This window comes from Streptomyces sp. KL109B, assembly GCF_030766935.1.
GTDB lineage: Bacteria > Actinomycetota > Actinomycetes > Streptomycetales > Streptomycetaceae > Streptomyces.
Genome location: NZ_JASERL010000013.1, coordinates 118,993 through 143,382, shown reverse-complemented (window position 1 = coordinate 143,382; position 24,390 = coordinate 118,993). Strand labels below are relative to the sequence as shown.

General features: G+C 70.9%; 22 protein-coding genes. 2 read left to right on the top strand and 20 right to left on the bottom strand.

The window, feature by feature from the left end; translation table 11 throughout:
- Positions 1-21 precede the first annotated feature (21 nt).
- Complete coding sequence (pyrR, locus tag RBJ65_RS34240) at positions 22-594, bottom strand: bifunctional pyr operon transcriptional regulator/uracil phosphoribosyltransferase PyrR (protein ID WP_306320644.1); 573 nt, start codon at positions 592-594, stop codon at positions 22-24.
- Positions 595-838: 244 nt separating this feature from the next.
- Between pyrR and bldD the strand changes: the two genes are divergently transcribed.
- Positions 839-1,339: a transcriptional regulator BldD gene (gene bldD / locus RBJ65_RS34235; protein ID WP_266721805.1), complete on the top strand. Its 501-nt coding sequence runs from the start codon at positions 839-841 to the stop codon at positions 1,337-1,339.
- A gap of 147 nt (positions 1,340-1,486) precedes the next feature.
- Here the strand turns inward: bldD and RBJ65_RS34230 are convergent, their stop codons facing one another.
- From RBJ65_RS34230 to RBJ65_RS34160, 15 genes are all read right to left on the bottom strand, one after another.
- The gene (locus RBJ65_RS34230) at positions 1,487-2,935 is read right to left on the bottom strand and encodes an aminotransferase class V-fold PLP-dependent enzyme (protein ID WP_306320643.1); all 1,449 of its coding nucleotides are present in this window, start codon (positions 2,933-2,935) and stop codon (positions 1,487-1,489) included.
- Positions 2,932-4,473 carry an MFS transporter gene (locus tag RBJ65_RS34225; RefSeq protein WP_306320642.1) on the bottom strand — a complete coding sequence of 514 codons (1,542 nt, stop codon included), beginning with the start codon at positions 4,471-4,473 and terminating at the stop codon, positions 2,932-2,934. Before RBJ65_RS34225 ends, RBJ65_RS34230 begins: the two co-directional genes overlap by 4 nt.
- Before the next feature lie 107 nt (positions 4,474-4,580).
- Entirely contained in the window at positions 4,581-5,015 is a 435-nt protein-coding gene (nusB, locus tag RBJ65_RS34220; RefSeq protein WP_306320641.1) for a transcription antitermination factor NusB, read from the bottom strand.
- 2 nt (positions 5,016-5,017) lie between these two features.
- Positions 5,018-5,584: an elongation factor P gene (gene efp, locus RBJ65_RS34215; protein WP_306320640.1), complete on the bottom strand. Its 567-nt coding sequence runs from the start codon at positions 5,582-5,584 to the stop codon at positions 5,018-5,020.
- Positions 5,585-5,643: 59 nt separating this feature from the next.
- Complete coding sequence (locus tag RBJ65_RS34210; RefSeq protein WP_306320639.1) at positions 5,644-6,762, bottom strand: aminopeptidase P family protein; 1,119 nt, start codon at positions 6,760-6,762, stop codon at positions 5,644-5,646.
- 150 nt (positions 6,763-6,912) lie between these two features.
- Positions 6,913-7,821: a Pro-rich N-terminal domain-containing protein gene (locus RBJ65_RS34205; RefSeq protein WP_306320638.1), complete on the bottom strand. Its 909-nt coding sequence runs from the start codon at positions 7,819-7,821 to the stop codon at positions 6,913-6,915.
- Positions 7,822-7,955: 134 nt separating this feature from the next.
- Positions 7,956-9,056, bottom strand: a complete 1,101-nt coding sequence (gene aroB / locus RBJ65_RS34200; protein ID WP_306320637.1) for a 3-dehydroquinate synthase — start codon at positions 9,054-9,056, stop codon at positions 7,956-7,958.
- Positions 9,053-9,568 (bottom strand): shikimate kinase, encoded by a 516-nt coding sequence (locus tag RBJ65_RS34195; protein WP_306320636.1) that lies wholly within the window; start codon positions 9,566-9,568, stop codon positions 9,053-9,055. Before RBJ65_RS34195 ends, aroB begins: the two co-directional genes overlap by 4 nt.
- Positions 9,565-10,749 (bottom strand): chorismate synthase, encoded by a 1,185-nt coding sequence (gene aroC / locus RBJ65_RS34190; RefSeq protein ID WP_306320635.1) that lies wholly within the window; start codon positions 10,747-10,749, stop codon positions 9,565-9,567. The genes RBJ65_RS34195 and aroC overlap by 4 nt, the downstream gene beginning before the upstream one ends.
- A gap of 118 nt (positions 10,750-10,867) precedes the next feature.
- The gene (locus RBJ65_RS34185) at positions 10,868-11,701 is read right to left on the bottom strand and encodes a shikimate dehydrogenase (RefSeq protein WP_306320634.1); all 834 of its coding nucleotides are present in this window, start codon (positions 11,699-11,701) and stop codon (positions 10,868-10,870) included.
- Positions 11,682-13,325, bottom strand: a complete 1,644-nt coding sequence (gene mltG / locus RBJ65_RS34180; RefSeq protein ID WP_306320633.1) for an endolytic transglycosylase MltG — start codon at positions 13,323-13,325, stop codon at positions 11,682-11,684. Before mltG ends, RBJ65_RS34185 begins: the two co-directional genes overlap by 20 nt.
- Positions 13,326-13,481: 156 nt before the next feature.
- Positions 13,482-13,946: a Holliday junction resolvase RuvX gene (gene ruvX, locus RBJ65_RS34175; protein WP_306320632.1), complete on the bottom strand. Its 465-nt coding sequence runs from the start codon at positions 13,944-13,946 to the stop codon at positions 13,482-13,484.
- Positions 13,946-16,618, bottom strand: a complete 2,673-nt coding sequence (gene alaS / locus RBJ65_RS34170) for an alanine--tRNA ligase (protein ID WP_306320631.1) — start codon at positions 16,616-16,618, stop codon at positions 13,946-13,948. The genes ruvX and alaS overlap by 1 nt, the downstream gene beginning before the upstream one ends.
- Positions 16,618-16,983, bottom strand: a complete 366-nt coding sequence (locus RBJ65_RS34165) for a DUF6167 family protein (RefSeq protein ID WP_306320630.1) — start codon at positions 16,981-16,983, stop codon at positions 16,618-16,620. Before RBJ65_RS34165 ends, alaS begins: the two co-directional genes overlap by 1 nt.
- An 8-nt stretch (positions 16,984-16,991) precedes the next feature.
- Entirely contained in the window at positions 16,992-17,438 is a 447-nt protein-coding gene (locus RBJ65_RS34160) for a DUF948 domain-containing protein (RefSeq protein WP_306320629.1), read from the bottom strand.
- A gap of 192 nt (positions 17,439-17,630) precedes the next feature.
- Here RBJ65_RS34160 and RBJ65_RS34155 point away from each other — a divergent pair, with 192 nt between their 5' ends.
- Entirely contained in the window at positions 17,631-19,871 is a 2,241-nt protein-coding gene (locus RBJ65_RS34155) for an AAA family ATPase (protein ID WP_306320628.1), read from the top strand.
- Positions 19,872-19,902: 31 nt separating this feature from the next.
- Here RBJ65_RS34155 and rpsD read toward each other — a convergent pair whose 3' ends face one another.
- From rpsD to hisS, 4 genes are all read right to left on the bottom strand, one after another.
- On the bottom strand, positions 19,903-20,517 hold the full coding sequence (rpsD, locus tag RBJ65_RS34150; protein ID WP_306320627.1) for a 30S ribosomal protein S4: 615 nt from the start codon (positions 20,515-20,517) through the stop codon (positions 19,903-19,905).
- Positions 20,518-20,861: 344 nt separating this feature from the next.
- Entirely contained in the window at positions 20,862-22,241 is a 1,380-nt protein-coding gene (locus RBJ65_RS34145) for a replication-associated recombination protein A (RefSeq protein WP_306320626.1), read from the bottom strand.
- Positions 22,242-22,301: 60 nt separating this feature from the next.
- The gene (locus RBJ65_RS34140) at positions 22,302-22,943 is read right to left on the bottom strand and encodes a vitamin K epoxide reductase family protein (protein ID WP_306320625.1); all 642 of its coding nucleotides are present in this window, start codon (positions 22,941-22,943) and stop codon (positions 22,302-22,304) included.
- A 175-nt stretch (positions 22,944-23,118) separates the two neighbouring features.
- Positions 23,119-24,381 carry a histidine--tRNA ligase gene (gene hisS / locus RBJ65_RS34135; RefSeq protein ID WP_306320624.1) on the bottom strand — a complete coding sequence of 421 codons (1,263 nt, stop codon included), beginning with the start codon at positions 24,379-24,381 and terminating at the stop codon, positions 23,119-23,121.
- Positions 24,382-24,390 lie beyond the last annotated feature (9 nt).

Here is a 24,390-nt window from a genome sequence, read left to right as displayed (position 1 = left end):
TGCGCACGGCAGAAGGGGGTGCTACTGCTCGGCCGCCTGGGCGTCCGGCTTGGCGCCGAGCAGCACGGCGTCGCGGCCGTCCTCCTCGGCGAGCTGGACCTTGACCGTCTCCCGCAGCGACGTGGGGAGGTTCTTGCCGACGTAGTCGGCACGGATGGGGAGTTCGCGGTGGCCGCGGTCGACGAGGACCGCGAGCTGCACGGCACGCGGGCGCCCGATGTCGTTCAGCGCGTCGAGGGCGGCGCGGATGGTGCGGCCGGAGAAGAGCACGTCGTCGACGAGGACGACGAGGCGGCCGTCGATGCCGTCGCCGGGGATCTCGGTGCGGGCCAGCGCGCGCGGCGGGTGCATGCGCAGGTCGTCGCGGTACATCGTGATGTCGAGCGAGCCGACGGGGATGGCGCGGCCGGTGATCTCTTCGAGCTTCTCGGCGAGCCGGCGGGCGAGGAAGACACCTCGCGTGGGAATACCGAGAAGAACCACGTCCTCGGCGCCCTTGGCGCGCTCCACGATCTCGTGGGCGATACGGGTCAGTACCCGCGCGATGTCAGGGCCTTCGAGCACCGGCCGTGCATCGGAATGCTGCGTGTCCATACGAAACGGACCTCCTTCTCCGCCTCACGGGACGGACCTTAAAGGACGTCGGATTTGCGCCGTCAACACTACCAGCCCCGACAACGTCGCTGATCACCCGCCTGGAGGTGCGAGAACCCCGGATTCACGAGAAGGTCGGTACGGACCATTCGGCTTGACGCGGAAGAGTAACGCTGCGTAACCTCACAGTGAGTTACCAGCCACGCGGCGCAGCCGCTTAGTGATGCAGTGTCCGGGGAGCTATATGTCCAGCGAATACGCCAAACAGCTCGGGGCCAAGCTCCGCGCGATCCGTACCCAGCAGGGCCTTTCCCTCCACGGTGTCGAGGAGAAGTCCCAGGGACGCTGGAAGGCGGTCGTGGTGGGTTCGTACGAGCGCGGCGACCGTGCCGTGACCGTACAGCGCCTCGCCGAACTGGCGGACTTCTACGGCGTGCCGGTGCAGGAACTGCTGCCGGGCACCACCCCGGGTGGCGCCGCCGAGCCGCCGCCGAAGCTGCGCCTCGACCTGGAGCGCCTTGCCCACGTGCCGCCGGAGAAGGCGGGCCCGCTGCAGCGCTACGCCGCCACGATCCAGTCGCAGCGCGGTGACTACAACGGCAAGGTGCTGTCGATCCGCCAGGACGACCTGCGCACCCTCGCCGTCATCTACGACCAGTCGCCCTCGGTCCTGACCGAGCAGCTGATCAGCTGGGGCGTGCTGGACGCGGACGCGCGGCGTGCCGTGGCGCACGACGACGTCTGATACGGACGCGTACCGCAGAAACGTCACAGCCCTTGAGGGGCGGAGCCGCACGGCTCCGCCCCTCAAGGCGTTCCGGGCCCGGTGCTCGGATCGGGCCCGGCGCCGGGATCGGGCGATCGGTACCAGCACCCGGATCAGGCCCGGCGCTCAGATCCGGTACAGCCGCCCGATGACCTCGGGCAGCAGGCGTGCGCTCAGCTTCGGCGGCAGCGCCTGGAGCACCGCGAGCACGGGCGCCATCCGCTCCGGCAGCCGGCCGCCCTCTCCCACCCCGGCGAGCGCGAGCGCGATCTCGACCTCCTCCGAGGTCAGCGCGTCCGGGTCGAGGGTGGCCGCGGCCTCCACGACCTCCGGATCCACCCGAACGGGCCCCAGGTCACGAGCCCGTCCCACCGCCTTCTCCAGCTCGGCCAGCAGCAGCCGCACGGTCTCCTCGTCGGCCACGGCCGCGGTCACCGTCAGATGCAGCGTCGCCGGTGCGGCGCCGAAGGCCGGCTGCGGTTGCAGATACCAGCCGCTTCCCCCAAGCTCGTCCGCCACCACGAATACGTCGAGATCGCCGTCCGGGTCGTCGGATGCCACGGCGATCAGCGAGGCCTCGGGCCGCGCCGCGAGCCGCAGCCCGCCGATCCGTTCGATACCGTCCGCGAGCGCGACGGTGGTCCGGTGTACGCGCGTCGACAGCACCGCGTAACCCTCGGTCCCGACGCGCTCCGTCACGGCCCAGGCCGCCGCGAGGGGCCCGGCCGACTTGGTGCCCTGGAGCGTGGAGTTGACCACGGGGTAGCCGGGCCAGGCGGCGTGCGCGAACCAGCCGTGGCGGCGCAGGCCCGCGTCGCGGAAGAGGAGCAGCGAGGCACCCTTCGCCGTGTACGCGTACTTGTGGAGGTCGACGGAGAGGGAGGTCACGCCGGGCACGGTGAGGTCGAACTCCGGGACGTCCGGCGCGCCTTGGCCCTCTTTCGCGGCGAGGCGCAGGTGCCCGAGGTACCACCCGCCGATGCACGCGTCGACGTGGCACAGCACCCCGCGCCGCTCCGCCTCCTGCGCCACCTCGGCGACCGGGTCGACGACGCCGTGCGCGTACGAGGGTGCGGAGACGACGACCAGGGCGGTGCGCTCGGAGATCGCCGCGGCCACGTCGGCGGGGCGGACCTTGAAGGTGTCCGGGTCGACGGGGACGTTCACCACGCGCAGGCCGAAGAGTTCGGCGGCCTTGTGGAAGGCGGCGTGGGCGGTCTCGGGGAGGACGAGTTCGGGCTCGGTCACGCCGCGCTCCTTGCGGGCGTACTGACGCGCCGTCAGCACGGCGAGTAGGCAGCTCTCGGTGCCGCCGCTGGTGAACGTGCCCGCGCTGCCGCCGAGCAGCGCGGTGGCCCGCCGCACCAGGTCGTTCTCCAGCTCCACGACGCTCGGGAACGCCGTCATGTCGAGGCCGTTGACACCGGCGAAGGCCGCCTGCGCGGCGTTCGCGAGCTCATCGAGCCCTTCGAGCCCCGAGTCGTAGACGTACGCCATGGTGCGCCCGCCGTGTACCGGCAGGTCACCCGCGCGCAGGGCGGCCAGGCGCGCCAGGATCGGGTCGTCGGTCGTCATGCGGACTCCTCGTCTCGGTGGGTGGGCTGTTCGGACGCGTCCGGCACGACATCGTCGTCGAACTCGGCGCGCAGGCGGTTCAGTTCGGACTCGGTGAGGCGGTAGCGGGCCAGCAGCGGCAGGCTCAGCGCCAGCAGCAGGGCGGGCAGGGCGCCGAAGCCGACGACGATCGCGGTGAGCGCCGAGCCGGGCTGCGCGACGCGGTCGGCGGCATCGGACGAGACGAACCCGCCGAGCGCGAGCACGAGCCCGAACAGGCCGGGCCCCAGGGCGAGTCCGAGCGTCTCGCCCGCGGTCCACAGCCCGGTGAAGACCCCGGCCCTGCGCCGCCCGCTGACGTAGCCGTCGGCGACGATCGCGTCGCCCAGCATCGCGAGCGGCAGCATCTGCATGCCCGCGTACCCGACCCCGGCCAGGGCCACGGCTCCGTACACCAACCCCGGCGGCAGCTCCCGCCCCGCGGCGGCACCCACCGCCCCGACCAGGAAACACCAGGAGGCCCCAACCGCCGCGTTCCGCTTGCCGGTTCGGCGCCCGACGGCAAGCCACAGCGGCATCGCGAGCAGCGAAGGCACGATGAGGCAGGCGAACAGGAGCGTGGTGGCGCTCGGGCGGTCGAGGATGTACGTCGCGAAGTACTGGGTGCCCGCGAGCATCAGTCCGGTCGCGGCGGCCTGCACGACGTACGCGCCGAACAGCCACCAGAAGGGCGCGTTGCCGCGGGCGGCGCGCAGCTGCGCGAGGAGGGTCGACTCGGACGTTATACGTACGACGCTTTGCGTTGTACGTATAACGCCTGGTGGGGCAGGTGTGACGCCGCGCGTTGTACGTATAACGCCATCCGTTCCGCGCGCAACGCCATCCGTTGTACGTATGACTCCACGCCCTCCCGCCGTGGCGATCACCGCCGCCAGCATCCCCACGGCCAGCAGCCCGCCGACCGCCAGGCCCATCACCCGGTACCCGCCCGCGCTCCCCCGGTCGTCGCCGGTGGCGCCCGCGAGGATCGGGGCGAGGGAGCCGGAGAGCAGGATGGCCACGGCGAGGAAGGCGACGCGCCAGGCCATGACGCGGGCGCGCTCGTCCGGATCCCCGGTCAGTTCGGCGGGCAGCGCGACGTACGGAACCTGGAAGCAGGCGTACGCGGAGGCGCTGAGCAGGAACAGGGCCGCGACGTACGCGGCGGCGGGTGCGCCGTCGAGGCCTGCCGGGGCGGCGAACATGCCGGCGAAGCAGACCGGCAGGGTGAGCGCGCCGAGCAGCATCCAGGAGCGGCGCGGCCCGAACCGTGAGCGGATGCTGCGGTCGGAGCGGGCGCCGACCCACGGGTTGAACAGCACGTCCCACGCCTTGGGCAGGAAGACGAGCAGCCCGGCAAGGCCGGCCCCGACGCCGAGCACATCGGTGAGGTAGTACAGCAGCAACAGCCCGGGGACCGTGCCGAAGGTGCCGGTGGCGAAGGAGCCGAGGCCGTAGCCGACGCGTACCCGCGCCGGGAGCGCGCGCACCGGGCGAGGGTTCGGTCCTGTCGGTGACATGACCAGAACCTAATGAAGATCCCCTGGAACGCACCAGGCCCGGAGCAGAACATTGTTCATGTTCTGCTCCGGGCCCGCGGAACGGTGCCGCGCCGGGCGGTCGGGGCTCAGGCCTCGTCGCGGCGCAGGGTCGGCTTCAGGTCCTTGAAGCGACCGAGGAGCCCGTTGATAAACGCCGGGGACTCGTCGGTGGAGAACTCCTTGGCCAGTTGCACGGCCTCGTCGAGCACCACGGCGTCCGGGGTCCCGTCGACCCAGACCAGTTCGTAGGCGCCCAGCCGCACGATGTTGCGGTCGACCACCGGCATCCGGTCCAGGGTCCACCCGACGGCGTACTGCGAGATGAGCTCGTCGATCCGGGTCGCCTGCTCGGCGTACCCCTCGACCAGCTCCATCGTGTACTCGCTGACGGGCGGCTGCCGCGTGTCGCTGCGGGAGTGCCGGATCCAGTCCGCGAGGACCGTCAGGGTGTCGGCGCCGCGCTGGTCGGCCTCGAAGAGGATCTGAAAGGCGCGCTTGCGGGCCGTATTACGGGCAGCCACGGTTAGCTGTTCACCCGGCCGAGGTAGTCGCTGGAGCGGGTGTCGACCTTGATCTTCTCGCCCTGCGTGACGAAGAGCGGGACCTGGATCTGGTGGCCGGTCTCCAGGATGGCGGGCTTGGTGCCGCCGGTGGAGCGGTCGCCCTGGACGCCCGGCTCGGTCTCCTTGATGACCAGCTCGACGGCGGCCGGCAGCTCGACGAAGAGCACCTCGCCCTCGTACTGGGCGACCGTGGCCTCGAAGCCCTCGATCAGGAAGTTGGCGGCGTCGCCGACGGCCTTCTTGTCGACGTGCAGCTGGTCGTACGTCTCCATGTCCATGAAGACGAAGTACTCGCCGTCCATGTACGAGAACTGCATGTCGCGCTTGTCAATGGTGGCCGTGTCGACCTTGACGCCGGCGTTGAACGTCTTGTCGACGACCTTGCCGGAGAGCACGTTCTTGAGCTTGGTGCGCACGAAGGCAGGGCCCTTGCCGGGCTTGACGTGCTGGAACTCGACGACGGACCAGAGCTGGCCCCCGTCGAGCTTGAGCACCAGGCCGTTCTTGAGGTCGTTCGTGGAAGCCACGGTTGCGGAATCTCCTGGACTGACGTGGACGACCCAGGGGCACGCGAGCAGCCTTGCGGCTAGAGCGCGAGCAGCTCCTTGGTCGTGATGGTGAGTAGCTCGGGTCCGCCGTCCGCCTCGGGGCGGACGACGAGCGTGTCATCGATCCGGACGCCGCCCCGACCCGGGAGGTGGACCCCCGGCTCGACGGTGACCGGCACACAAGCGTCCAGTTTACCCATGGCAGCGGGGGCCAACTGCGGGTCCTCGTCGATTTCGAGTCCCACACCGTGTCCGGTGAGCGGCGCCAACCCGTCACCATACCCTGCCGCGTCCAGGACGTGCCGGGCGGCCCTGTCCACTTCCCGGCACTCGACGCCCGGCCGCAGGCTCTCGCGCCCGGCCCGCTGCGCGGCGAAGACGAGGTCGTACAGCTCGATCTGCCAGTCCGCTGGCGAGGTACCGATCACGAACGTACGCCCGATCTCGCAGCGGTATCCGCGGTACGTGGCGCCCAGGCACACGGAGAGGAAGTCGCCCTCCTCGACGCGGCGGTCGCTGGGTCGGTGGCCGGAGCGGCCGGAGTTCGGGCCGGTGCCCACGGAGGTGGGGAAGGCGGCGCCGTCGGCGCCGTGGTCGACGAGTCGACGTTCCAGTTCGAGGGCGAGATGCCGCTCGGTGCGTCCGACGAGGATCGATTCGAGCAGCTCACCGAGCGCCTGGTCGGCGATCTCGGCGGCGATCCGCAGACAGGAGATCTCCTCCTCGTTCTTGACGAGGCGGAGTTGTTCTACGCCGCTGTTGAGGTCGGCCAGGCGCAGTCGGGGCGCCACGGAGCCGAGTGCGCGGTGCCGGGCGACGGTGAGGTGGTGTTCCTCGACCGCGAGCGAGTCGGCGCCTCTGGACGCGGCCACGTCGGCGGCGGCCACGGCCGGGTCACCGGCGCGGGCCTCCAGTACCTGCACCCGCAGCGCCTCGTCGATGCGGCCGTCGGCGGGTTCCCCGCTGGGCGCTCGCGCGCAGAGCAGGAGGTCGTCGTCTCCGCCGGGGTCCCGGCCCAGCAGGAGGACGGCGCCGTGCGGTGCCGTTCCCGCCAGGTAGCGGACGTTGGCGGGCCGCGAGACGAGGGTGGCCGCGCTGCCGCCCGCCGTCGCGCGCTCTCTCAGCCGGTCCCGTCGGGCGGCGTACTCGTCTGACATGACGCGAGCGTACGAGCGGGAACGCGCCACGGCCGTCTCAGCGCGTCCCTCCGGGGGACGCCGGTCAAGCCCCTGCGGCGATGGAGCAGCGGGGTCCGGGGCAGAGCCCCGAGTCGTAGGAGGACGCTCCCGGAACCAACCACCCCGGTCTCACCACTGCGGCGGACTCGTGATCGCCCGCGCGAGCACCTCGTCGAGGACCTGCGCCGTACCCGGCACGTCCAGCTGGGAGTTGTCGATGATGGGGAGGCCGGAGCCGTACCAGCCCGCCATGCGCCCGTGGATACGGGCGACCTCCTCGTCGGTGAGGCGACGGTTCCCGCTGCGCCGGGAGTTGCGCTCCAGGACGATCTCCAGGCCGGGCAGCAGCACCACCGGGAGCAGCCCGGGCCCCACGTGCCGCTTCCAGCCACCGAGCCCCACCACCGGCCGGTCCGGGAACACGGCGTCGTCGAGGATGCAGGAGATTCCGTTCGCCAGGAAGTTCCGCGCGGCGAAACCGCAGGTGCGGCGGGCCAGGCGGTACTGCGCCTCGCTGTTGTCGTTCCACCCCGACTGCGGATCGGCGAAGCCGGAGCGGACCCATTCGCGTACGTCGTCGAGGCTGATGTGCGCCGTCGGTACGCGACGGGTCTCCGCCCAGTGCTTCGCGACGCTCGTCTTGCCCGCGCCCGCGGGGCCGATGAGCAGCACGGCGAGCGTCGTCGACGTCGGATCGGCGGGCGCCTGGGCAGGCGGCGGGCTCGGCACCGCGACCGGCCCGCCCGGCGGCAACTGCACGTGCCCCGTGGTCTCGCGGCGCGGCGGCTGCGACTGGGGCTGCGGGTGCGCCGCCTGCGGAGGCGGAGGCGGAGGCGGCGGAGGAGGAGGCGCGACGGGCGGCTGCGGCGCCTGGACGTGCGACGGCGGGGCGGCCGGAGGGTGCGGCGGCGCCCCGTTGAACCCGGGGACGCCTGGAGGCGGCGGCTGCTGCGCGTGGCTGGCCTGCGGCAAGGGGCCGACCTGTCCGTACGCCGCCCCGTGGGACGGCGGCAGCGGAGCTCCCCCTGCGTGCTGCATCCGGTGCCACTCCATCCCGTACGACGGTTACTTGGGCGCCGGCGAACGGGGCGCTACCGAACGGTACCGTCCCCGGCCGCCGTTGTGTGAACGGCCGGGGAGGTCCCGACGTGCCCGAACATGAACGGACCGGACTATTCCGCCACTTCGCCGTACGCGGCGAGCAGAACGGCCGGGTCCGGGCCCTCGAGAACGGTCGGCCGGCCGAGGCCGTCGAGGACGATGAAGCGCAGCAGGTCACCGCGCGACTTCTTGTCGACCTTCATCGTTTCGAGGAGCTTCGGCCACTGGTCGTAGCGGTAGCTCAGCGGCAGGCCGACCGACTCCAGGACCGTGCGGTGCCGGTCCGCCGTCGCGTCGTCCAAGCGGCCCGCCAGGCGGCCGAGTTCGGCGGCGAAGTGCATGCCGACGGAGACTGCCGCGCCGTGCCGCCACTTGTAGCGCTCGTTCTTCTCGATGGCGTGCGCGAGGGTGTGCCCGTAGTTGAGGATCTCGCGCAGGCCCGACTCCTTGAGGTCGGAGGAGACGACCTCGGCCTTGACCCGGATGGCGCGCTCGATCAGCTCGGAGGTGTGCTTCCCGGCCGGGGTGCGCGCCGCCTGAGGGTCCTCCTCGATGAGTTCGAGGATCTTCTCGTCGGCGATGAAGCCGGCCTTGATGACCTCGGCGAGCCCGGACACGAAGTCGTGCACCGGGAGCGAGTCAAGCGCCGCCAGGTCGCACAGGACCCCGGCCGGCGGGTGGAAGGCGCCCACCAGGTTCTTGCCCTCGGCGGTGTTGATGCCGGTCTTGCCGCCGACCGCCGCGTCCACCATGGCGAGCACGGTCGTCGGGACGGCGATCCAGCGCACGCCGCGCAGCCAGGTCGCGGCCACGAACCCGGCGAGGTCGGTGGTCGCGCCGCCGCCGACGCCGACGACGACGTCGGAGCGCGTGAAGTTGGACTGCCCGAGGGCCTTCCAGCAGTACGCGGCGACCTCGGCGGTCTTGGCCTCCTCGGCGTTCGGCACCTGGATGGCGACGGCCTCGTAGCCCTGGTCGGCGAGGTCGGCGCGCAGGGCCTCGCCGGTCTCGGCGAGCGCCTCGGGGTGGATCACGGCGACGCGCTTGGCCTGGTCGCCGATCAACGAGCCCAGCTCGCCCAGGAGTTGACGCCCCACCAGGACCTCGTACGGGTCCGTGCCGGCGGTGCCACCGACGTGGATCCGGGTGACCTGTTCCGGCTGCTCGCTCATGCCTGCTTCAACTCCAGTGCGTCGAGGACCGCTTCGGCGACCTCTTCGGGGGTGCGGCCGTCGGTGGCCACGACCACCCGGGCGACCTCGGTGTACAGATGCCGGCGCGCCTCCATCAACTCCCGCCACTGCTTACGGGGGTTGACGGCGAGCAGCGGCCGGGCCGCGTTCAGACCGGTGCGCTTGGCGGCCTCCTCGACGTCCATCGAGAGATAGACGACCGCGTGCCCGGACAGCAGTTCACGGGTGTCGGCGTCGAGGATCGCGCCGCCGCCGAGCGCGAGTACGCCCTCGTGCCCGGCGAGCGCGGTCGCCACGGACGCCTTCTCCAGGGCGCGGAAGTGCTCCTCGCCCTCGTCGACGAAGATGTCCGCGATGGCGCGGCCCTGTGCGGTCACGATGTCGTCGTCGGTGTCCCGGTAGGCGCAGCCGAGCCGCTCGGCGAGCAGCGCGCCCACCGTCGACTTGCCGACGCCCATCGGGCCGACGAGGACGACCTGGGGGCCGCTCACCGGATCTGGAGGTTGTCGAGGTACGACTCGACGTTGCGCCGGGTCTCCGGCACGCTGTCGCCGCCGAACTTCTCCGCCACCGCGTCCGCGAGGACGAGCGCGACCATGGCCTCGGCGACGATGCCGGCGGCCGGCACGGCGGAGACGTCGGAGCGCTGGTGGTGGGCCTGCGTGGCCTCGCCCGTGGCGACGTCCACGGTCTGCAGGGCGCGCGGCACCGTCGCGATCGGCTTCATCGCGGCGCGCACCCGCAGCAGCTCACCGGTGGTGAGGCCGCCCTCGGTGCCGCCCGAGCGGCCGGAGACGCGGCGGATGCCGTCGTCCGTCTTCACGATCTCGTCGTGCGCCTTGGAGCCGGGCACGCGCGCGAGGTCGAAGCCGTCGCCGACCTCGACGCCCTTGATGGCCTGGATGCCCATGAGCGCACCGGCGAGGCGGGCGTCGAGCTTGCGGTCCCAGTGGACGTGCGAGCCGAGGCCCACCGGCACGTCGTAGGCGAGGACCTCGACGACGCCGCCGAGGGTGTCGCCGTCCTTGTGGGCCTGGTCGACCTCGGCCACCATCTGCTTCGACGCGTCGGCGTCGAGGCAGCGCAGCGGGTCGGCGTCCAGCTTCTCGACGTCGGCCGGGGTCGGGTAGACGCCCTGCGGCGCCTTGACCGAGCACAGCTCGACGACGTGCGAGACGATCTCGATCCCGGCCGTCTCCTTGAGGTACGAGCGGGCGACCGCGCCGAGCGCGACCCGGGCGGCCGTCTCGCGGGCGGAGGCGCGCTCCAGGATCGGGCGTGCCTCGTCGAAGCCGTACTTCTGCATGCCGGCGAGGTCGGCGTGGCCGGGGCGGGGGCGGGTCAGCGGCGCGTTGCGCGCCATGTCCTTGAGGATCTCCGGGTCGACCGGGTCACCGGACATGACCTTTTCCCACTTGGGCCACTCGGTGTTGCCGACCATGACGGCGACCGGGGAGCCGAGGGTCAGGCCGTGCCGGACACCGCCCAGGAACGTGACCTCGTCGCGCTCGAATTTCATCCGCGCGCCGCGGCCATAGCCGAGGCGCCGCCGTGCCAGGTGGTCCGCCACCATCTCCGTGGTGATCGGAACGCCGGCGGGAAGTCCCTCCAGCGTCGCTACGAGTGCGGGGCCGTGCGACTCTCCCGCGGTCAGCCAGCGCAACCTGCTCAACGGTGCTCCTCATGCTCGCGCCATGTGTATGGGAACGATCCTCCCACGTCCACGGAGCCCGACGTTTCCGGTGTCCGGGGTGCGGACCACGCATGAGACACGAGCCACACGCCGAGGGTCAGCCGAGCGCCTTCACGCCCGCCTCGCGCATCGCGGCGAGCACCGGACGCGTCTCGCCGGTGAACTGCTCGAACTGGAAGACCGCCTGGTGAACGAGGAGGTCGAGCCCGCTGACCACCGCTCCGCCGCTGCGCTCCCAAGCGGCCGCCAGCGGCGTGGGCCACGGATCGTAGAGCACGTCGAAGAGCGTTCCGACACCCTCCGGCACCGCCTCCACCAGGTGGTCCGTGCCGCCCTTCGGCGTCGTGGCGACGACGAGGGGCGCCTCGAAGGCACCGGCCGCGTCCGCCCAGTCGGCGGCCCGCACCCGCACGCCAAGGCGCTCGCCCCAGCCGCGCATCTCTTCGGCGCGCTGTTCACTGCGTACGTACGTGACGACCTCGCCGGTGCAGATCCGGGACAGCGCGGCGAGCGCGGAGGACGCGGTGGCGCCCGCGCCGAGGATCGCCGCCGACTCGACCTTCTCCACGCCGCGTTCGTGCAGCGCGGCCACGATGCCCGGGATGTCGGTGTTGTCGCCGACCTTGCGGCCGTCGCCGGTGAGGACGACCGTGTTCACGGCCTCCACGGACCGCGCGGTCTCGGTGATCTCGTCCAGCAGCGGGATCACCGCCCGCTTCAGCGGCATCGTCAGCGAGAGGCCAGCCCACTCGGGCCCGAGTCCGGAGAGGAAGGCGGGCAGCGCCGCCTCGTCGGTCTCGAACCGGTCGTACCGCCAGTCGTCCAGGCCGAGCGCCTTGTACGCCGCGATGTGCAGCTGCGGCGAGAGCGAGTGGGCGATGGGCGACCCGAGAACTGCCGCCCTGCGTACGTCAGTTGCTTTGGCTGGCATTGAACTTGTCCTTCAACCTCTCGAACTCGGCGCCGGTCTTCGCGAACTCGGTCTTGTGCATGCCGTCCGTGGCCACGAAGTAGATCCAGCCGTCGTGCGTCGGGTCGAGCGTCGCGGCGAGGGCCACGTCGCCGGGGTTGCCGATCGGGCCCGGCGGCAGGCCCTTGCGCGTGTAGGTGTTGTACGGGTCCTTGTTGCTGTTGATCTCGGACTCGCCGATGTTGATGTTGCTCTGGCCCTTGAGGTAATTGAACGTCGAGTCGAACTGCAGGAGTTGGTTGGTCTCCGTGTTCGTCGACTTGAGGCGGTTGTAGACGACCTCGGCCATCTTCCGGAAGTCGTCGTGCGTCTTGCCCTCGGCCTGCACGAGGCTCGCGACGGTGAGCACCTGCCACGGGTTGTCGAGCTTGAGCTTCTTGGCCTCGCCCTCGAGGTCGAGCTTCTCGTACCTGTCGTTGGCCCGCGCCACCATGTCCTTCAGGACGTCCTCGGGCTTCATGCCCTTGGCGGCCGCGTAGCTCGACGGGTAGAGGAAGCCCTCCAGCGGGTCCTTCACACCACGCCGGTCGAGCGCCCAGTCGGGCAGACCGAGGTCCTTGTAGTCCTGCTTCGCGACCTTGGCCGTGGTGCCCTTGGCGACCTTCAGCTTCTTGTCGATCTTCGCGTAGACGGCCGCGTTGCGGGAGCCTTCGGGGATCGCGAGGTTGGCGCGGGCCGTCGGGCTGAGCAGCATGTCGACCGCGCTCGCGGCGGACATCTGCTTCTCCATGACGTACGCGCCGTCCTGGATCGACTTGCCCTTCGGGTCGGCCGACTGCGCGGCGACGAAGGCGTCGACGCTCTGCACGACGCCGGCGTCCTTGAGCTTCTGCCCGATGGTGTAGCCGCCGGACCCCTTCGGGATGATGACGGTGACCTGCTCGCCGTTGCCGTCGCCCGCGTAGTCCGGGGCCGCGCCGAAACGGTCCTGGTAGAACTGGTAGCCGAAGTAGCCGACGCCGCCGACACCGGCCGCGAAGATCACGGTCAGGACCAGGCAGGCACAGCCGCTGCGCCGCTTCTTCGGCTTCTTGCCGCCGCGTCCGCGGCGCCCGCCACGGCCCTCGTCGTAGTCGTCCTCGTCGTCACCGCCGCCGTTGAAGAACGCTTCCTCGCCCTGGTCGGGGCCCGCGTCCCAGCCGGTGTCGGGCTCGGGCGCGCTGCGCCGGCCCGGCGGCTGTGGCGGCGGGTAGGCGCCGGGGGTGTTGTAGTAGTCCGGCTCCTCGGCGTTGTACGCGGCGTGCTGACCGGTGCCGTACGGGTCGGCGGGGTCGGCGCCGTACGGGGACTGGCCGCTCGAACCGGCGTCCCAGTCCCAGCCGCCGCCCTGCCCCTGGCCGTGACCCTGGCCGCCGCCGTACGCCTGCTGTCCGTAGCCGGGGTCCTGGCCGTAACCGGACCCCTGGCCGTAGCCCTGCTGACCGGTGTCCCAGTCACCGCCGTATGCCTGCTGCGGGTCGTACTGCCCCTGGCCTCCGTAGGCGGCCTGGCCGTGTCCGGCCTGCTGCCCCCATCCCTGGTCCCCGTACAGCGGGTCCGCGGGATGCCACGGTTCGGAGCCTTGGCCCCGGCCATACTCAGTCATCGGTCCCCTACAAGCCGCGAGGCGGGGTGGGCCGCTCTCCGATCAGAAAGACCTGATCAGGTACTCCCGATCAGAAAGGGCAACCGTTCCGCCTCTTGATGCTGTGCGGCGGCTATTCGAACACCGCCGGTCGCGCGGAACGTTACCGTATCGCGATCAGATGACCACTTCGACGCCCTCGCCGGGAGCTTTACCTGACGCCCGTTCGGACTCCAGGGCCTGCTGAAGGATGATGACGGCGGCCGCCTGGTCGATGACAGAGCGGCCCTTTTTGGACTTAACGCCGCTGGCGCGCAGCCCCTGACTGGCCGTCACTGTGGTCATCCTCTCGTCCAGCAATCTCACTGGAACGGGTGCCACGCCCCGGGCGAGTTCGTGCGCGAAACCGCGCACCTTGGCGGCCGCGGGACCCTCGCCGCCCTTCAGGGAGCGAGGGAGTCCGACGACGATCTCGATCGGCTCGTACTCCTCGACGATCTGCTTCAGGCGCCGGTGGGCGGCCGGGACGTCGCGTCCCGGCACGGTCTCCACCGGAGTCGCGAGGATCCCGTCGGGGTCGCAGGACGCGACCCCGATCCGGGCGTCCCCCACGTCGATCGCCAACCGGCGGCCTCGGCGCATCAGTTCGCGGTCTCCGCGACGAGGCGCTCGACGGCGTCGATGGCGTCGCCGATCGCGGCCGGGTTCTGGCCGCCGCCCTGCGCGACGTCCGGCTTGCCGCCGCCACCGCCGCCGAGGGTCTTCGCGGCCGTACGGACCAGGTCGCCGGCCTTGAGGCCGCGGTCGCGGGCGGCGTCGTTGGTGGCGATGACCGTGAGCGGCTTGCCGTTGACCGTGGTGAAGAGGGAGACGACCGCGGCGCGGCCGCCCTGGATGCGGCCACGGACGTCGAGGACCAGCTTGCGCAGGTCGTCGGCGGAGGTGCCGTCCGGGACCTGTCCTGTGACGACGGCGACGCCACGTACGTCCTTGGCGCCTTCGGCGAGACCGGCGGCGGCCTGGAGGACCTTCTCCGCGCGGAACTTCTCGATCTCCTTCTCGGCGTCCTTGAGCTTGCCGAGCATCGCGGAGACCTTCTCCGGCAGCTCCTCGGAGCGGCCCTTGATCAGCTCCTGGAGCTGGGCGACGACCGTGTGCTCCTTGGCGAGGAAGCTGTACGCGTCGACGCCGACGAGGGCCTCGATGCGGCGCACGCCGGAGCCGATCGACGACTCGCCGAGCAGCTTCACCAGGCCGAGCTGGGCGGTGTTGTGCACGTGGGTGCCGCCGCACAGCTCCTTGGAGAAGTCGCCCATGGTCACGACGCGGACGCGCTCGCCGTACTTCTCGCCGAACTCGGCGATGGCGCCCTGCTTCTTGGCGTCGTCGATCGACATGACCTCGGCGTGCACGTCGAGTTCGCGCGCCAGGACCTCGTTGATCTTCTGCTCTACGTCGGTCATGACGGCCGTCGGAACGGCGGACGGGGAACCGAAGTCGAAGCGGAAGCGGCCCGGCTGGTTCTCGGAACCGGCCTGCGCCGCCGTCGGGCCGAGCGCGTCGCGCAGCGCCTGGTGCGTGAGGTGCGTGGCGGAGTGCGCGCGGGCGATGGCGCGGCGCCGGGTCACGTCGATGACGGCCTGCGCCGGGGCACCCACGGTGACCTCGCCGACCTGGACGACGCCCTTGTGCACGTAGACGCCCGGGACCGGCTTCTGGCAGTCGCGGATCTCGATGACCGCGCCGTTGTCCAGCTTGATGCGCCCGGTGTCGCCGATCTGGCCGCCGCCCTCGGCGTAGAACGGGGTGCGGTCGAGCACGACCTCGACCTCGTCGCCCTCGGTGGCGGCCGGGGAGGAGACGCCGTTGACGAGCAGGCCGACGACCTTCGACTCGCCCTCGGTCGACGAGTAGCCGATGAAGTCCGTGGCTCCGGCGGCGTCCGCGATCTCGCGGTACGCGCCGACGTTCGCGTGGCCCGTCTTCTTGGCCTGCGCGTCCGCCTTGGCGCGCTCGCGCTGCTCCTTCATCAGGCGCCGGAAGCCGTCCTCGTCCACGGACAGGCCCTGCTCGGCGGCCATCTCCAGGGTGAGGTCGATCGGGAAGCCCCACGTGTCGTGCAGCAGGAACGCCTTGTCGCCGGCGAGGACCGTCTTGCCGGCGGCCTTCGTCTCGGTGACGGCGGTGTCCAGGATGTTCGTGCCGCCCTTGAGGGCCTTGAGGAACGCGGCCTCCTCGGCGAGCGCGACCTGCTCGATGCGCTTGCGGTCGGTGATCAGCTCCGGGTACTGCTGCCCCATCGTGTCGATCACGACGTCGAGCAGCTCCTGCACGACCGGGCCCGTGGCACCGAGGATGCGCATGTTGCGGACGGCGCGGCGCATGATGCGGCGCAGCACGTAGCCGCGGCCCTCGTTGCCGGGCGTGACGCCGTCGCCGATGAGCATCGTCGACGTACGCATGTGGTCGGCGACGACGCGCAGCGAGACGTCCGAGTCGTGCTTGTCGCCGTACGCGACGCCGGTCAGCTCGGTGGCCTTGTCGATGACGACGCGCAGGGTGTCCGTCTCGTACATGTTCTGTACGCCCTGCAGGATCATCGCGAGGCGCTCGAGGCCGAGACCCGTGTCGATGTTCTGCGAGGGCAGGTCGCCGAGGATCTCGAAGTCGTCCTTGCCGGTGCCAGGACCGCGCTCGTACTGCATGAAGACCAGGTTCCAGATCTCCACGTAGCGCTCGTCGTTGACGGCAGGACCGCCCTCTTCGCCGAACTCGGGGCCGCGGTCGTAATTGATCTCGGAGCACGGGCCGCAGGGACCGGGCACGCCCATCGACCAGTAGTTGTCCGCCTTGCCGAGGCGCTGGATGCGCTCCTTCGGTACGCCGACGACCTCGTGCCAGATGCGCTCGGCCTCGTCGTCGTCGAGGTAGACGGTGACCCAGAGCTTCTCCGGCTCCAGGCCGTAACCACCCTTGTCCTGGGGCGTGGTGAGCAGCTCCCAGGCGTACTTGATGGCGCCTTCCTTGAAGTAGTCGCCGAAGGAGAAGTTGCCGCACATCTGGAAGAACGTGCCGTGCCGGGTCGTCTTGCCGACCTCTTCGATGTCCGGCGTGCGCACGCACTTCTGCACCGAGGTGGCGCGCGGCGCGGGCGGCTTGACCTCGCCGAGGAAGTACGGCTTGAACGGGACCATGCCTGCCGGGACGAGCAGCAGAGTCGGGTCGTCCGCGATGAGCGACGCCGAGGGCACGACCTTGTGGCCACGCTCCTCGAAGAAGCTCAGCCAGCGGCGACGGATTTCAGCCGACTCCATCAGTGGTCCTCATTCCGATTGTTGATCGAGTACCTGTTGTTCTCGAGGTACTTGGGTTGCTTGGTGTGTACGGCCTTCGTGGTGAAGGTGTTCTGGATGACCGCGAAGCGGCGCTGCGGCAGCTCCGCGGGATCCGGTTGCTCGTTGATGCCCAGGGCGTCGCCGAGTTCGGCCTCGCGCTCCGCCATGTTGTCGCGGACGTCCAGCGCGAAGTCCTTGAGCCTGTGGCCCGCCTCGACCGCCTTGTTGGCGGCCTGCGCGGCCAGCGACTCGGGAGTCAGCTGCTTGATCTTGCGGTTGACCTTGGTGGTGGCCCAGACGCCGGCGGCTGCGCCCGCGGTGAACCAGAACGTACGGCGGAACATGTCTGCGGTCAGTCCCTCTTGTTCCGGTTGGCCTTCTTGGCGCGCCGCGCCTCGGGGAGCGTGCGGCCCACGATCACGGTACGGCGCGACGGCTTGGCTGGCGCGTCCTTGCCCCGGCCGCCGATGGCACGGCGCACGCCGTAGCCGAACGCGGCGACCTTGACCAGCGGGCCGCCGAAGGTGGAGGCCACGGTGGAGGAGAGCGCCGACGCGTTCGACGTGACTTCCTGGACGTCCGAGGCGATCGAGTCGACGCGGTCGATCTGGGTCTGCGCGGAGCGCACCGCGGCGGAGGCGTCTGCGAGCAGTGGGACGGCCTGTTCGGTCACGTCCGCGACCAGCTTGGTGGTCGCCCTGAGCGTCTGGGCCAGCCTCACGAGCGCCACCGCGAGGAAGGAGACCAGAATCGCCCAGAAGACAGCCACCAGGATCCCGGCAACCTCTCCACCGGACACTTGGCACCGCTCCCTAGCTCTGCACGAAGCCTCTGTAGCCGTACGAACGCACAGCTGCCGAACATCGAAAAAGTCGTCCCCCGAGCCTATCGCGCCCGGCCCCACGCTCCGTACCGCATTCCGTTCCGCGACGGCGGACATTCCGGACAGTGATTGTACGGACCGCGTACGCCTGAGTACGCTCTGTGCCCCATGCGACGCACTTCGCGCCCCACAGATGTCCCCACCGGTCCCCCACAGCCCGGCAACCTCCCCCACGAACTGAACCGTTTCGTCGGCCGCGCCGCCGAACTCACCGACCTGGCCACGGCGCTGGAGGCCGGTCGTCTCGTCACCGTCACCGGTGTCGGCGGCGTCGGCAAGTCCCGCTTCGCCGCCCGCGCCGCCGCCGGCATCCCCGCTCCCCTGTGTCCCGACGGGGTGTGGCGGGTGGAGCTCGCGAGCGTGCGGCTGCCGGAACTCGTCGAGTACACGCTGGCCGAGGCGCTCGGTCTCACCGACCACACCACGCGCCCGCCCCGCCAGGTCCTGGTGGACCATCTCGCCGAGCGCAGGCTCGTCCTCGTACTCGACGGCTTCGAGCACCTCGTCGACGCGTGCGCCTCGCTCGTACGGGATCTGCTGCGCGCGGCGCCGGGGCTGCGGGTGATCGCGGTGGGCCGCAGGCCGCTCGCCGTCGAGGGCGAGCGGGTGTTCCCGCTGGCGCCGCTGACGCCGACGGACGCGGCGGAGCTGTTCGCGGACCGGGCGGCCGCGCTGCTGCCCGAGTTCCGTCTGGACGGGCACACGATGGTCGACGTGCTCGAGGTGTGTCGCCGCCTCGACTGTCTGCCGCTCGCGGTGGAGCTCGCGGCCGGGCGGCTGCGGGTGCTTTCGCCGGCGCAGCTGATGGAGCGGCTCGACGACCGGTTCCGGGTGCTGCGCGGCGGCGGGCGCGACGCGTTGCCGCGCCACCAGACGCTGCGCACCACGATCGGCTGGAGCCATGAACTGTGCACGCCGCAGGAGCGGTTGCTGTGGGCGCGCCTCTCGGTGTTCTCCGGCTCCTTCGACCTGGAGGCGGCGGAGTACGTGTGCGGGGGCGGGGGGCTGCACGCGGACGACGTCCTCGACGTGCTCGACGAGCTGCTCGGGCAGTCCGTGGTGGCCCGCGAGGAGACGCCGGGCAGGGTGCGCTACCGGATGCTCGACACGGTGCGCGCGTACGGCGCCGAGTGGCTGGACTCGATGGGCGACGGCGACCGGATGCGACGCAGGCACCGCGACTGGTACATGGGCCTGGCGACCTGGTGCGAGCTGGACTGGTTCTCGCCGCGGCAGGGCGAGGTGGCCGCGCGGATCGAGGCGGAGCTGCCGAATCTGCGGGTGGCCCTTGAGTTCTGCCTGACCGAGCCGGGCGAGACGCGTCTCGGCCAGTACCTGGCGGGCACGCTGTGGTTCTACTGGGCGGGCTGCGGGCGGCTCTCCGAGGGGCGGCACTGGCTGGACCGCAGCGTCGGCCTCGACGCCGCGTTCGACGACGACCTCGATCTCGGCCTGGTCGGCGACGACCTGGAGTTCGGGGCCGCGCGGCTCAAGGCGCTGTGGGTGCTCGGCTACGTCGCGATCCTTCAGGGCGACACCGTGCCCGCGCTCGCCGCGCTGCAGGAGTGCCGCGAGGAGGCGGACCGCACGGGGGACGCCACGGCCCTCGCGTACGCGGTGCACCGCACCGGCTGTCTGGCGCTGGTCACGGACGACATGCCGCGCGCCGAGAACCTGCTGCGCACGGCGCTGACCAGCTACCGGGAGATCGGCGAGCTGAACAGCAACGTGCTGATGGGCCAGGTCGAGCTGGCGATGACGCTCGCCTTCCAGGGCGAACTGGCCGAGGCCGTGGCGCTGTGCGAGGACGTACGGCAGGTGTGCGAGGACCACGGGGAGCGCTGGGCCCTCGCGTACGCGCTCTATGTGCTTGCGTACGCGCAGTGGACGGAGGGCTCCTTCGCACGGGCCCGCGCCATGCTCGACGAGTGCCTGGCCATCGGGCACGAGTTCCACGATCTGCTCGGTACGGTCCTGGCGATGGAGCTGCTCGCCCTGGTGACGGCCGAGGAGGGGGACGCCGCCGAGGCCGCGGTGCTTCAGGGTGCGGCCGCCCGGATGTGGCCGTCGGTGGGTCTTCCGCTGTTCGGCTCGGCGCACTACAACGCGCCGCACGAGCTGTGCGAGACGCGGGCCCGGCAGGCGCTCGGCGACGCCCGGTTCGCCGAACTCGCGCGCGCGGGCGAGCGGTTGGGGCACGACGAGGCGGTCTCGCGGGCGCTCGTGCGCGGGCGGCGGCAGCGCGCCGCGACGGCGGTGCCGCATCCCTCCCGCCCCGCGGAAGCGGTCCGGGAGAAACGTGAACCCGCCGCCTCGCACACCTGGAAAGGTGGCGAGACGGCGGGCTGAAACGCAGGGTGAGACTACGTCCGCTGGTCGGTCAGCGGGCGTAGTACTCGACGACGAGCTGCTCGTCGCAGATCACGGGGATCTCCTTGCGGTTCGGGTCACGGTCCAGGCGGAAGGCCAGGGCCTTCAGGTTCACCTGGAGGTAACGCGGGGTCTCGCCCTCGGGGGCGAAGCCACCCTCACGCGCGACCTGGAACAGCGGCTTGTTGCGGCTGCGCTCGCGGACCATCACGACGTCGTCCGGCTTCACGCGGAAGGACGGCTTGTCGACCTTCTGGCCGTTGACCTCGATGTGGCCGTGGACGACCATCTGACGGGCCTGGTAGATCGTCCGGGCGATGCCCGAGCGAAGGACCAGGGCGTCGAGACGACGCTCCAGCTCGATGACGAGCGCCTCGCCCGTCTTGCCCTCGACCTTCTTGGCGCGGTCGTAGGCGCGGGCGATCTGCTTCTCGCTCAGGTCGTACTGGGCGCGCAGACGCTGCTTCTCGAGCAGACGGACCTTGTAGTCCGAGTTCTGCTTGCGGCCGCGGCCGTGCTCGCCCGGCGGGTAGGGGCGGGCCTCGAAGTACTTGACGGCCTTCGGGGTCAGCGCGATGCCGAGGGCACGCGACTTCTTGACCTTGGGGCGGGACTGGTTCGCCATGAACCAAACACCTCATGTTTCTGATGCGAATACGGCTTCACCAGGGTTTGGGGAGGTCGCATCCGCAGCCCGGGAAACCCTCCTCACCGGGGTGAGACAGGGCAGCCGCTCCCAGAACTGGGCACATACGTGCAGCACGCGAGTGGCCCACCGACCGTCATCTCTGAGGTGGTGGGCTGCCCGCGACACCTTCGACGGTGCGCGACGCTCCTGGATCTCCTGTGCCGCGCGGTTTTGACGCCGTACGGTTCGGGGGATCCGGCTTGATGTCCCGCTCTGGTGGTGTCGGTCTCCCTTTCGGGATCCCGGACACGGGACACAGCACTTCGGAGAAGTCTACCGGATCAGCCGGAGCCCTCGCCGCCGGGGTCCTTCGCGGGCCCGCCGAGCCGCTCGCGGACCCGCTCCACCACGTCCGCGTACCGGGCCTCCGCCCCGTATCGCGTCGGCTGGTAGTAGCGGCTGCCGGCAATCGCGTCCGGCGCGTACTGCTGGGCGGCGATGCCGCCGGGGACGTCGTGCGGATACACGTACCCCTGCGCGTGGCCGAGCTTGGCGGCGCCCTTGTAGTGCCCGTCGCGCAGGTGCGGCGGCACGGGGCCGGCGAGGCCCTTGCGGACGTCTTCCATGGCGGCGCCGATGGCCGTCGTCGCCGCGTTCGACTTCGGGGCCAACGCCAGGGCGATCGTCGCGTGGCTGAGGGTGAGCGCCGCCTCCGGGAAGCCGATCATGGCGACGGCCTGGGCGGCGGCGACGGCGGTCGGCAGGGCCGTGGGGTCGGCGAGGCCGATGTCCTCGCTGGCGGAGATCATCAGGCGGCGGGCGATGAAGCGGGGGTCCTCGCCGGCCTCGATCATGCGGGCCAGGTAGTGCAGCGCCGCGTCCACGTCCGAGCCGCGGATGGACTTGATGAGGGCGCTCGCCACGTCGTAGTGCTGGTCGCCGTCCTTGTCGTACTTGACCGCCGCGCGGTTCACCGACTCCTCGACGCTTTCGAGGGTGACGGTCTCCTCGCCCTTGGCGATGGCCGCTCCGGCCGCCGCCTCCAGGGCGGTGAGCGCACGCCGGGCGTCTCCCCCGGCCACCCGCAGGATGTGCCCCTCGGCGTCCTCGGCGAGCGTCACGGCGCCGGCGAGGCCGCGCTCCTCCGTGAGCGCGCGGGCGAGGAGTCCGCGCAGGTCGTCGTCGGTCAAATGCTCCAGGGTGAGGAGCAGGGAGCGGGACAGGAGCGGGGAGATCACCGAGAAGTACGGGTTCTCGGTGGTCGCCGCGATCAGCGTCACCCAGCGGTTCTCGACGGCGGGCAGCAGCGAGTCCTGCTGGGCCTTGCTGAAGCGGTGGATCTCGTCGAGGAAGAGGACGGTCTCCTTGCCGTGCCCGCCCATAGCGCGGCGGGCGCCCTCGATGACGGCGCGGACCTCCTTGACGCCCGCGGTGATCGCGGACAGCTCCACGAACCGCTTGTTCGTCGCCTTGGAGACGACGTACGCGAGCGTGGTCTTGCCGATGCCGGGCGGGCCCCAGAGGATCACGGAGGAGGCGCCCGCGGGGCCGGAGCCGCCCTCGCCGACGAGTCGGCGCAGCGGCGAACCCTGCTTGAGCAGGTGCTGCTGGCCGACGACCTCGTCGAGGGTGCGCGGGCGCATCCGGACGGCCAGGGGGCTCGCGGTCGGGTCCTTCTCCTGGCGGTCTTCGGCTGCGGCGGTGAAGAGGTCGGGTTCCACGATCAGAACCCTAAGTCACGCCACTGACAACGCCCGAGGCGCGGCCGGTCGGGCCCACGCTCAGGCCCAGAGGCTGGCGCCCCAGCGCGTGAAGATCAGCACGATGATGATGCCGACGTGCAGCACCGGCAGGGCCCAGGTGAAGTCCTCGAAGAACGTCTTGAGGGGGCGCGGCGCCGGCAGGAAGCCGTTGCGGACGTTGAACGACGTGACGTACCAGAACATCAGGATCGTGGCGACCCAGGCCAGGCAGCACCACAGGCACAGGGCGTTGATCCGGTACAGGGACTGGAACTGCAGCCAGGTCACGAAGCCGACGCCGAACAGGCAGCCCGCGTTGAAGGTCAGCCAGTACCAGCGCGGGAACGTGGCGCGGGCCAGCAGGCTCATGCCGACGCAGATCACGATGCCGTACGCGACGAGGCCGAGCATCGGGTTCGGGAAGCCGAAGACCGAGGCCTGGTCGCTCTTCATGATGTTGCCGCAGGAGATGACCGGGTTCAGGGAGCAGCCCGGTGTGAAGTTCGGGTCCTCGAGCAGCTTGAACTTGTCGAGGGTGATGATCCACGAGGCGAGCACACCGGCCGCCCCTGTGATCACCAGGAGCAGCCCGAAGGCTCGGCTGCCCCCGACGGAGCGCGGGGCGGGCTCGGCACCGGTGTCACGGGAGACGGTGTCGCTTGCTGGGGTCGTCTTGCTCATCACGCCGATCCATAGGTGAGTGAGTACGCGAGAGGGGTCTTCTCCGGGCACGCTCATTGTGCCGCACCGGCCCCTTGCTCCACTGTCTGATGGTCGTAAGCATGTACGCCTGCGGAGGCCGAAACGTTCGAGGCCCCGGGGCGGAACCCCGGGGCCTCGAACGATGCGTGTGGAGCTACTTGAGCTTCGCGGTGAGGACGTTCACGATCTCGTCGACCGCGACGGCGTCCTGCTCGCCGGACTCCATGTCCTTGAGCTGGACGACGCCTTCGGCGAGGTCGCGCTCACCGGCGACGAGCGTGAACCGCGCGCCGGACCGGTTGGCGCTCTTCATGGCGCCCTTGAGGCCCTTGCCACCGAACGAGAAGTCCGCCGAGATCCCGGCCTTGCGCAGCTCGGTCACCTTGGCGAACAGCACGCGCCGCGCCTCGTCGCCGAGCGGCACCGCGAACACGCTGGTGGTGGCGGGCAGTTCGAGTTCGACGCCCTCCGCCTCCAGCGCGAGCACCGTACGGTCCACTCCGAGCGCCCAGCCGACCGAGGGCAGCGAGGGGCCGCCGATCATCTCGGAGAGGCCGTCGTAGCGGCCGCCGCCGCCCACCGCGGACTGCGAGCCGAGGCCGTCGTGGACGAACTCGAAGGTGGTGCGCGTGTAGTAGTCCAGGCCGCGCACGAGCTTCTCGTCGTCCTCGAAGGCGACGCCCTCGGCGGTGAGCAGCTCGCGCACCTGCTCGTGGTACGCCTTGCAGGCGTCGCACAGGTAGTCGCGCAGCATGGGCGCGCCCACGAGCTGCTTCTGGACGTCGGGCCGCTTGTCGTCGAGGACGCGCAGCGGGTTGATCTCGGCGCGGCGCAGGGTTTCCTCGTCGAGGTCGAGGCCGCGCAGGAACGTCTGCAGCGCCTCCCGGTAGACCGGGCGGCACTCCTTGTCGCCGAGGGAGTTGAGCAGGATGCGGAAGTTCCGCAGCCCGAGCGAGCGGTACGCCTGGTCCGCCAGGATGATCAACTCGGCGTCCAGGGCCGGGTCCTCGGCCCCGATCGCCTCGGCGCCGACCTGGGAGAAGTGGCGGTAGCGGCCCTTCTGGGGGCGCTCGTAGCGGTAGTACGAGCCCGAGTACCAGAGCTTGACGGGCAGGTTGCCGGCCTTGTGGAGGTTGGCCTCCAGGGCGGCGCGCAGCACGGACGCGGTGCCTTCGGGGCGCAGCGCGATCTTGTCGCCGCCCTTGGTCTCGAAGGCGTACATCTCCTTGGTGACGATGTCGGTGGACTCGCCGACACCGCGCGCGAACAGCTCGACGTTCTCGAAGCCGGGCGTCTCGATGTAGCCGTAGCCGGAGTTCCGCAGCGGTGCGGAGATCGCCTCGCGGACCGCGAGGTACGTCGCGGAGTCCGGCGGAAGCAGGTCGTAGGTGCCCTTGGGGGCCTGGAAGGTACTCACGGGAGGGTT

Coding starts and splice junctions, on each gene's coding strand:
- RBJ65_RS34155 (WP_306320628.1), top strand. CDS start 17,631: ATGCGACGCACTTCGCGCCCCACAGATGTCCCCACCGGTCCCCCACAG.
- RBJ65_RS34210 (WP_306320639.1), bottom strand. CDS start 6,762: ATGTCAGACGAGTACGCCGCCCGACGGGACCGGCTGAGAGAGCGCGCG.
- alaS (WP_306320631.1), bottom strand. CDS start 16,618: ATGGAGTCGGCTGAAATCCGTCGCCGCTGGCTGAGCTTCTTCGAGGAG.
- rpsD (WP_306320627.1), bottom strand. CDS start 20,517: ATGGCGAACCAGTCCCGCCCCAAGGTCAAGAAGTCGCGTGCCCTCGGC.
- RBJ65_RS34165 (WP_306320630.1), bottom strand. CDS start 16,983: ATGTTCCGCCGTACGTTCTGGTTCACCGCGGGCGCAGCCGCCGGCGTC.
- RBJ65_RS34185 (WP_306320634.1), bottom strand. CDS start 11,701: ATGCCAGCCAAAGCAACTGACGTACGCAGGGCGGCAGTTCTCGGGTCG.
- mltG (WP_306320633.1), bottom strand. CDS start 13,325: ATGACTGAGTATGGCCGGGGCCAAGGCTCCGAACCGTGGCATCCCGCG.
- pyrR (WP_306320644.1), bottom strand. CDS start 594: ATGGACACGCAGCATTCCGATGCACGGCCGGTGCTCGAAGGCCCTGAC.
- RBJ65_RS34225 (WP_306320642.1), bottom strand. CDS start 4,473: ATGTCACCGACAGGACCGAACCCTCGCCCGGTGCGCGCGCTCCCGGCG.
- RBJ65_RS34140 (WP_306320625.1), bottom strand. CDS start 22,943: ATGAGCAAGACGACCCCAGCAAGCGACACCGTCTCCCGTGACACCGGT.
- RBJ65_RS34205 (WP_306320638.1), bottom strand. CDS start 7,821: ATGCAGCACGCAGGGGGAGCTCCGCTGCCGCCGTCCCACGGGGCGGCG.
- ruvX (WP_306320632.1), bottom strand. CDS start 13,946: ATGCGCCGAGGCCGCCGGTTGGCGATCGACGTGGGGGACGCCCGGATC.
- RBJ65_RS34230 (WP_306320643.1), bottom strand. CDS start 2,935: ATGACGACCGACGACCCGATCCTGGCGCGCCTGGCCGCCCTGCGCGCG.
- aroB (WP_306320637.1), bottom strand. CDS start 9,056: ATGAGCGAGCAGCCGGAACAGGTCACCCGGATCCACGTCGGTGGCACC.
- bldD (WP_266721805.1), top strand. CDS start 839: ATGTCCAGCGAATACGCCAAACAGCTCGGGGCCAAGCTCCGCGCGATC.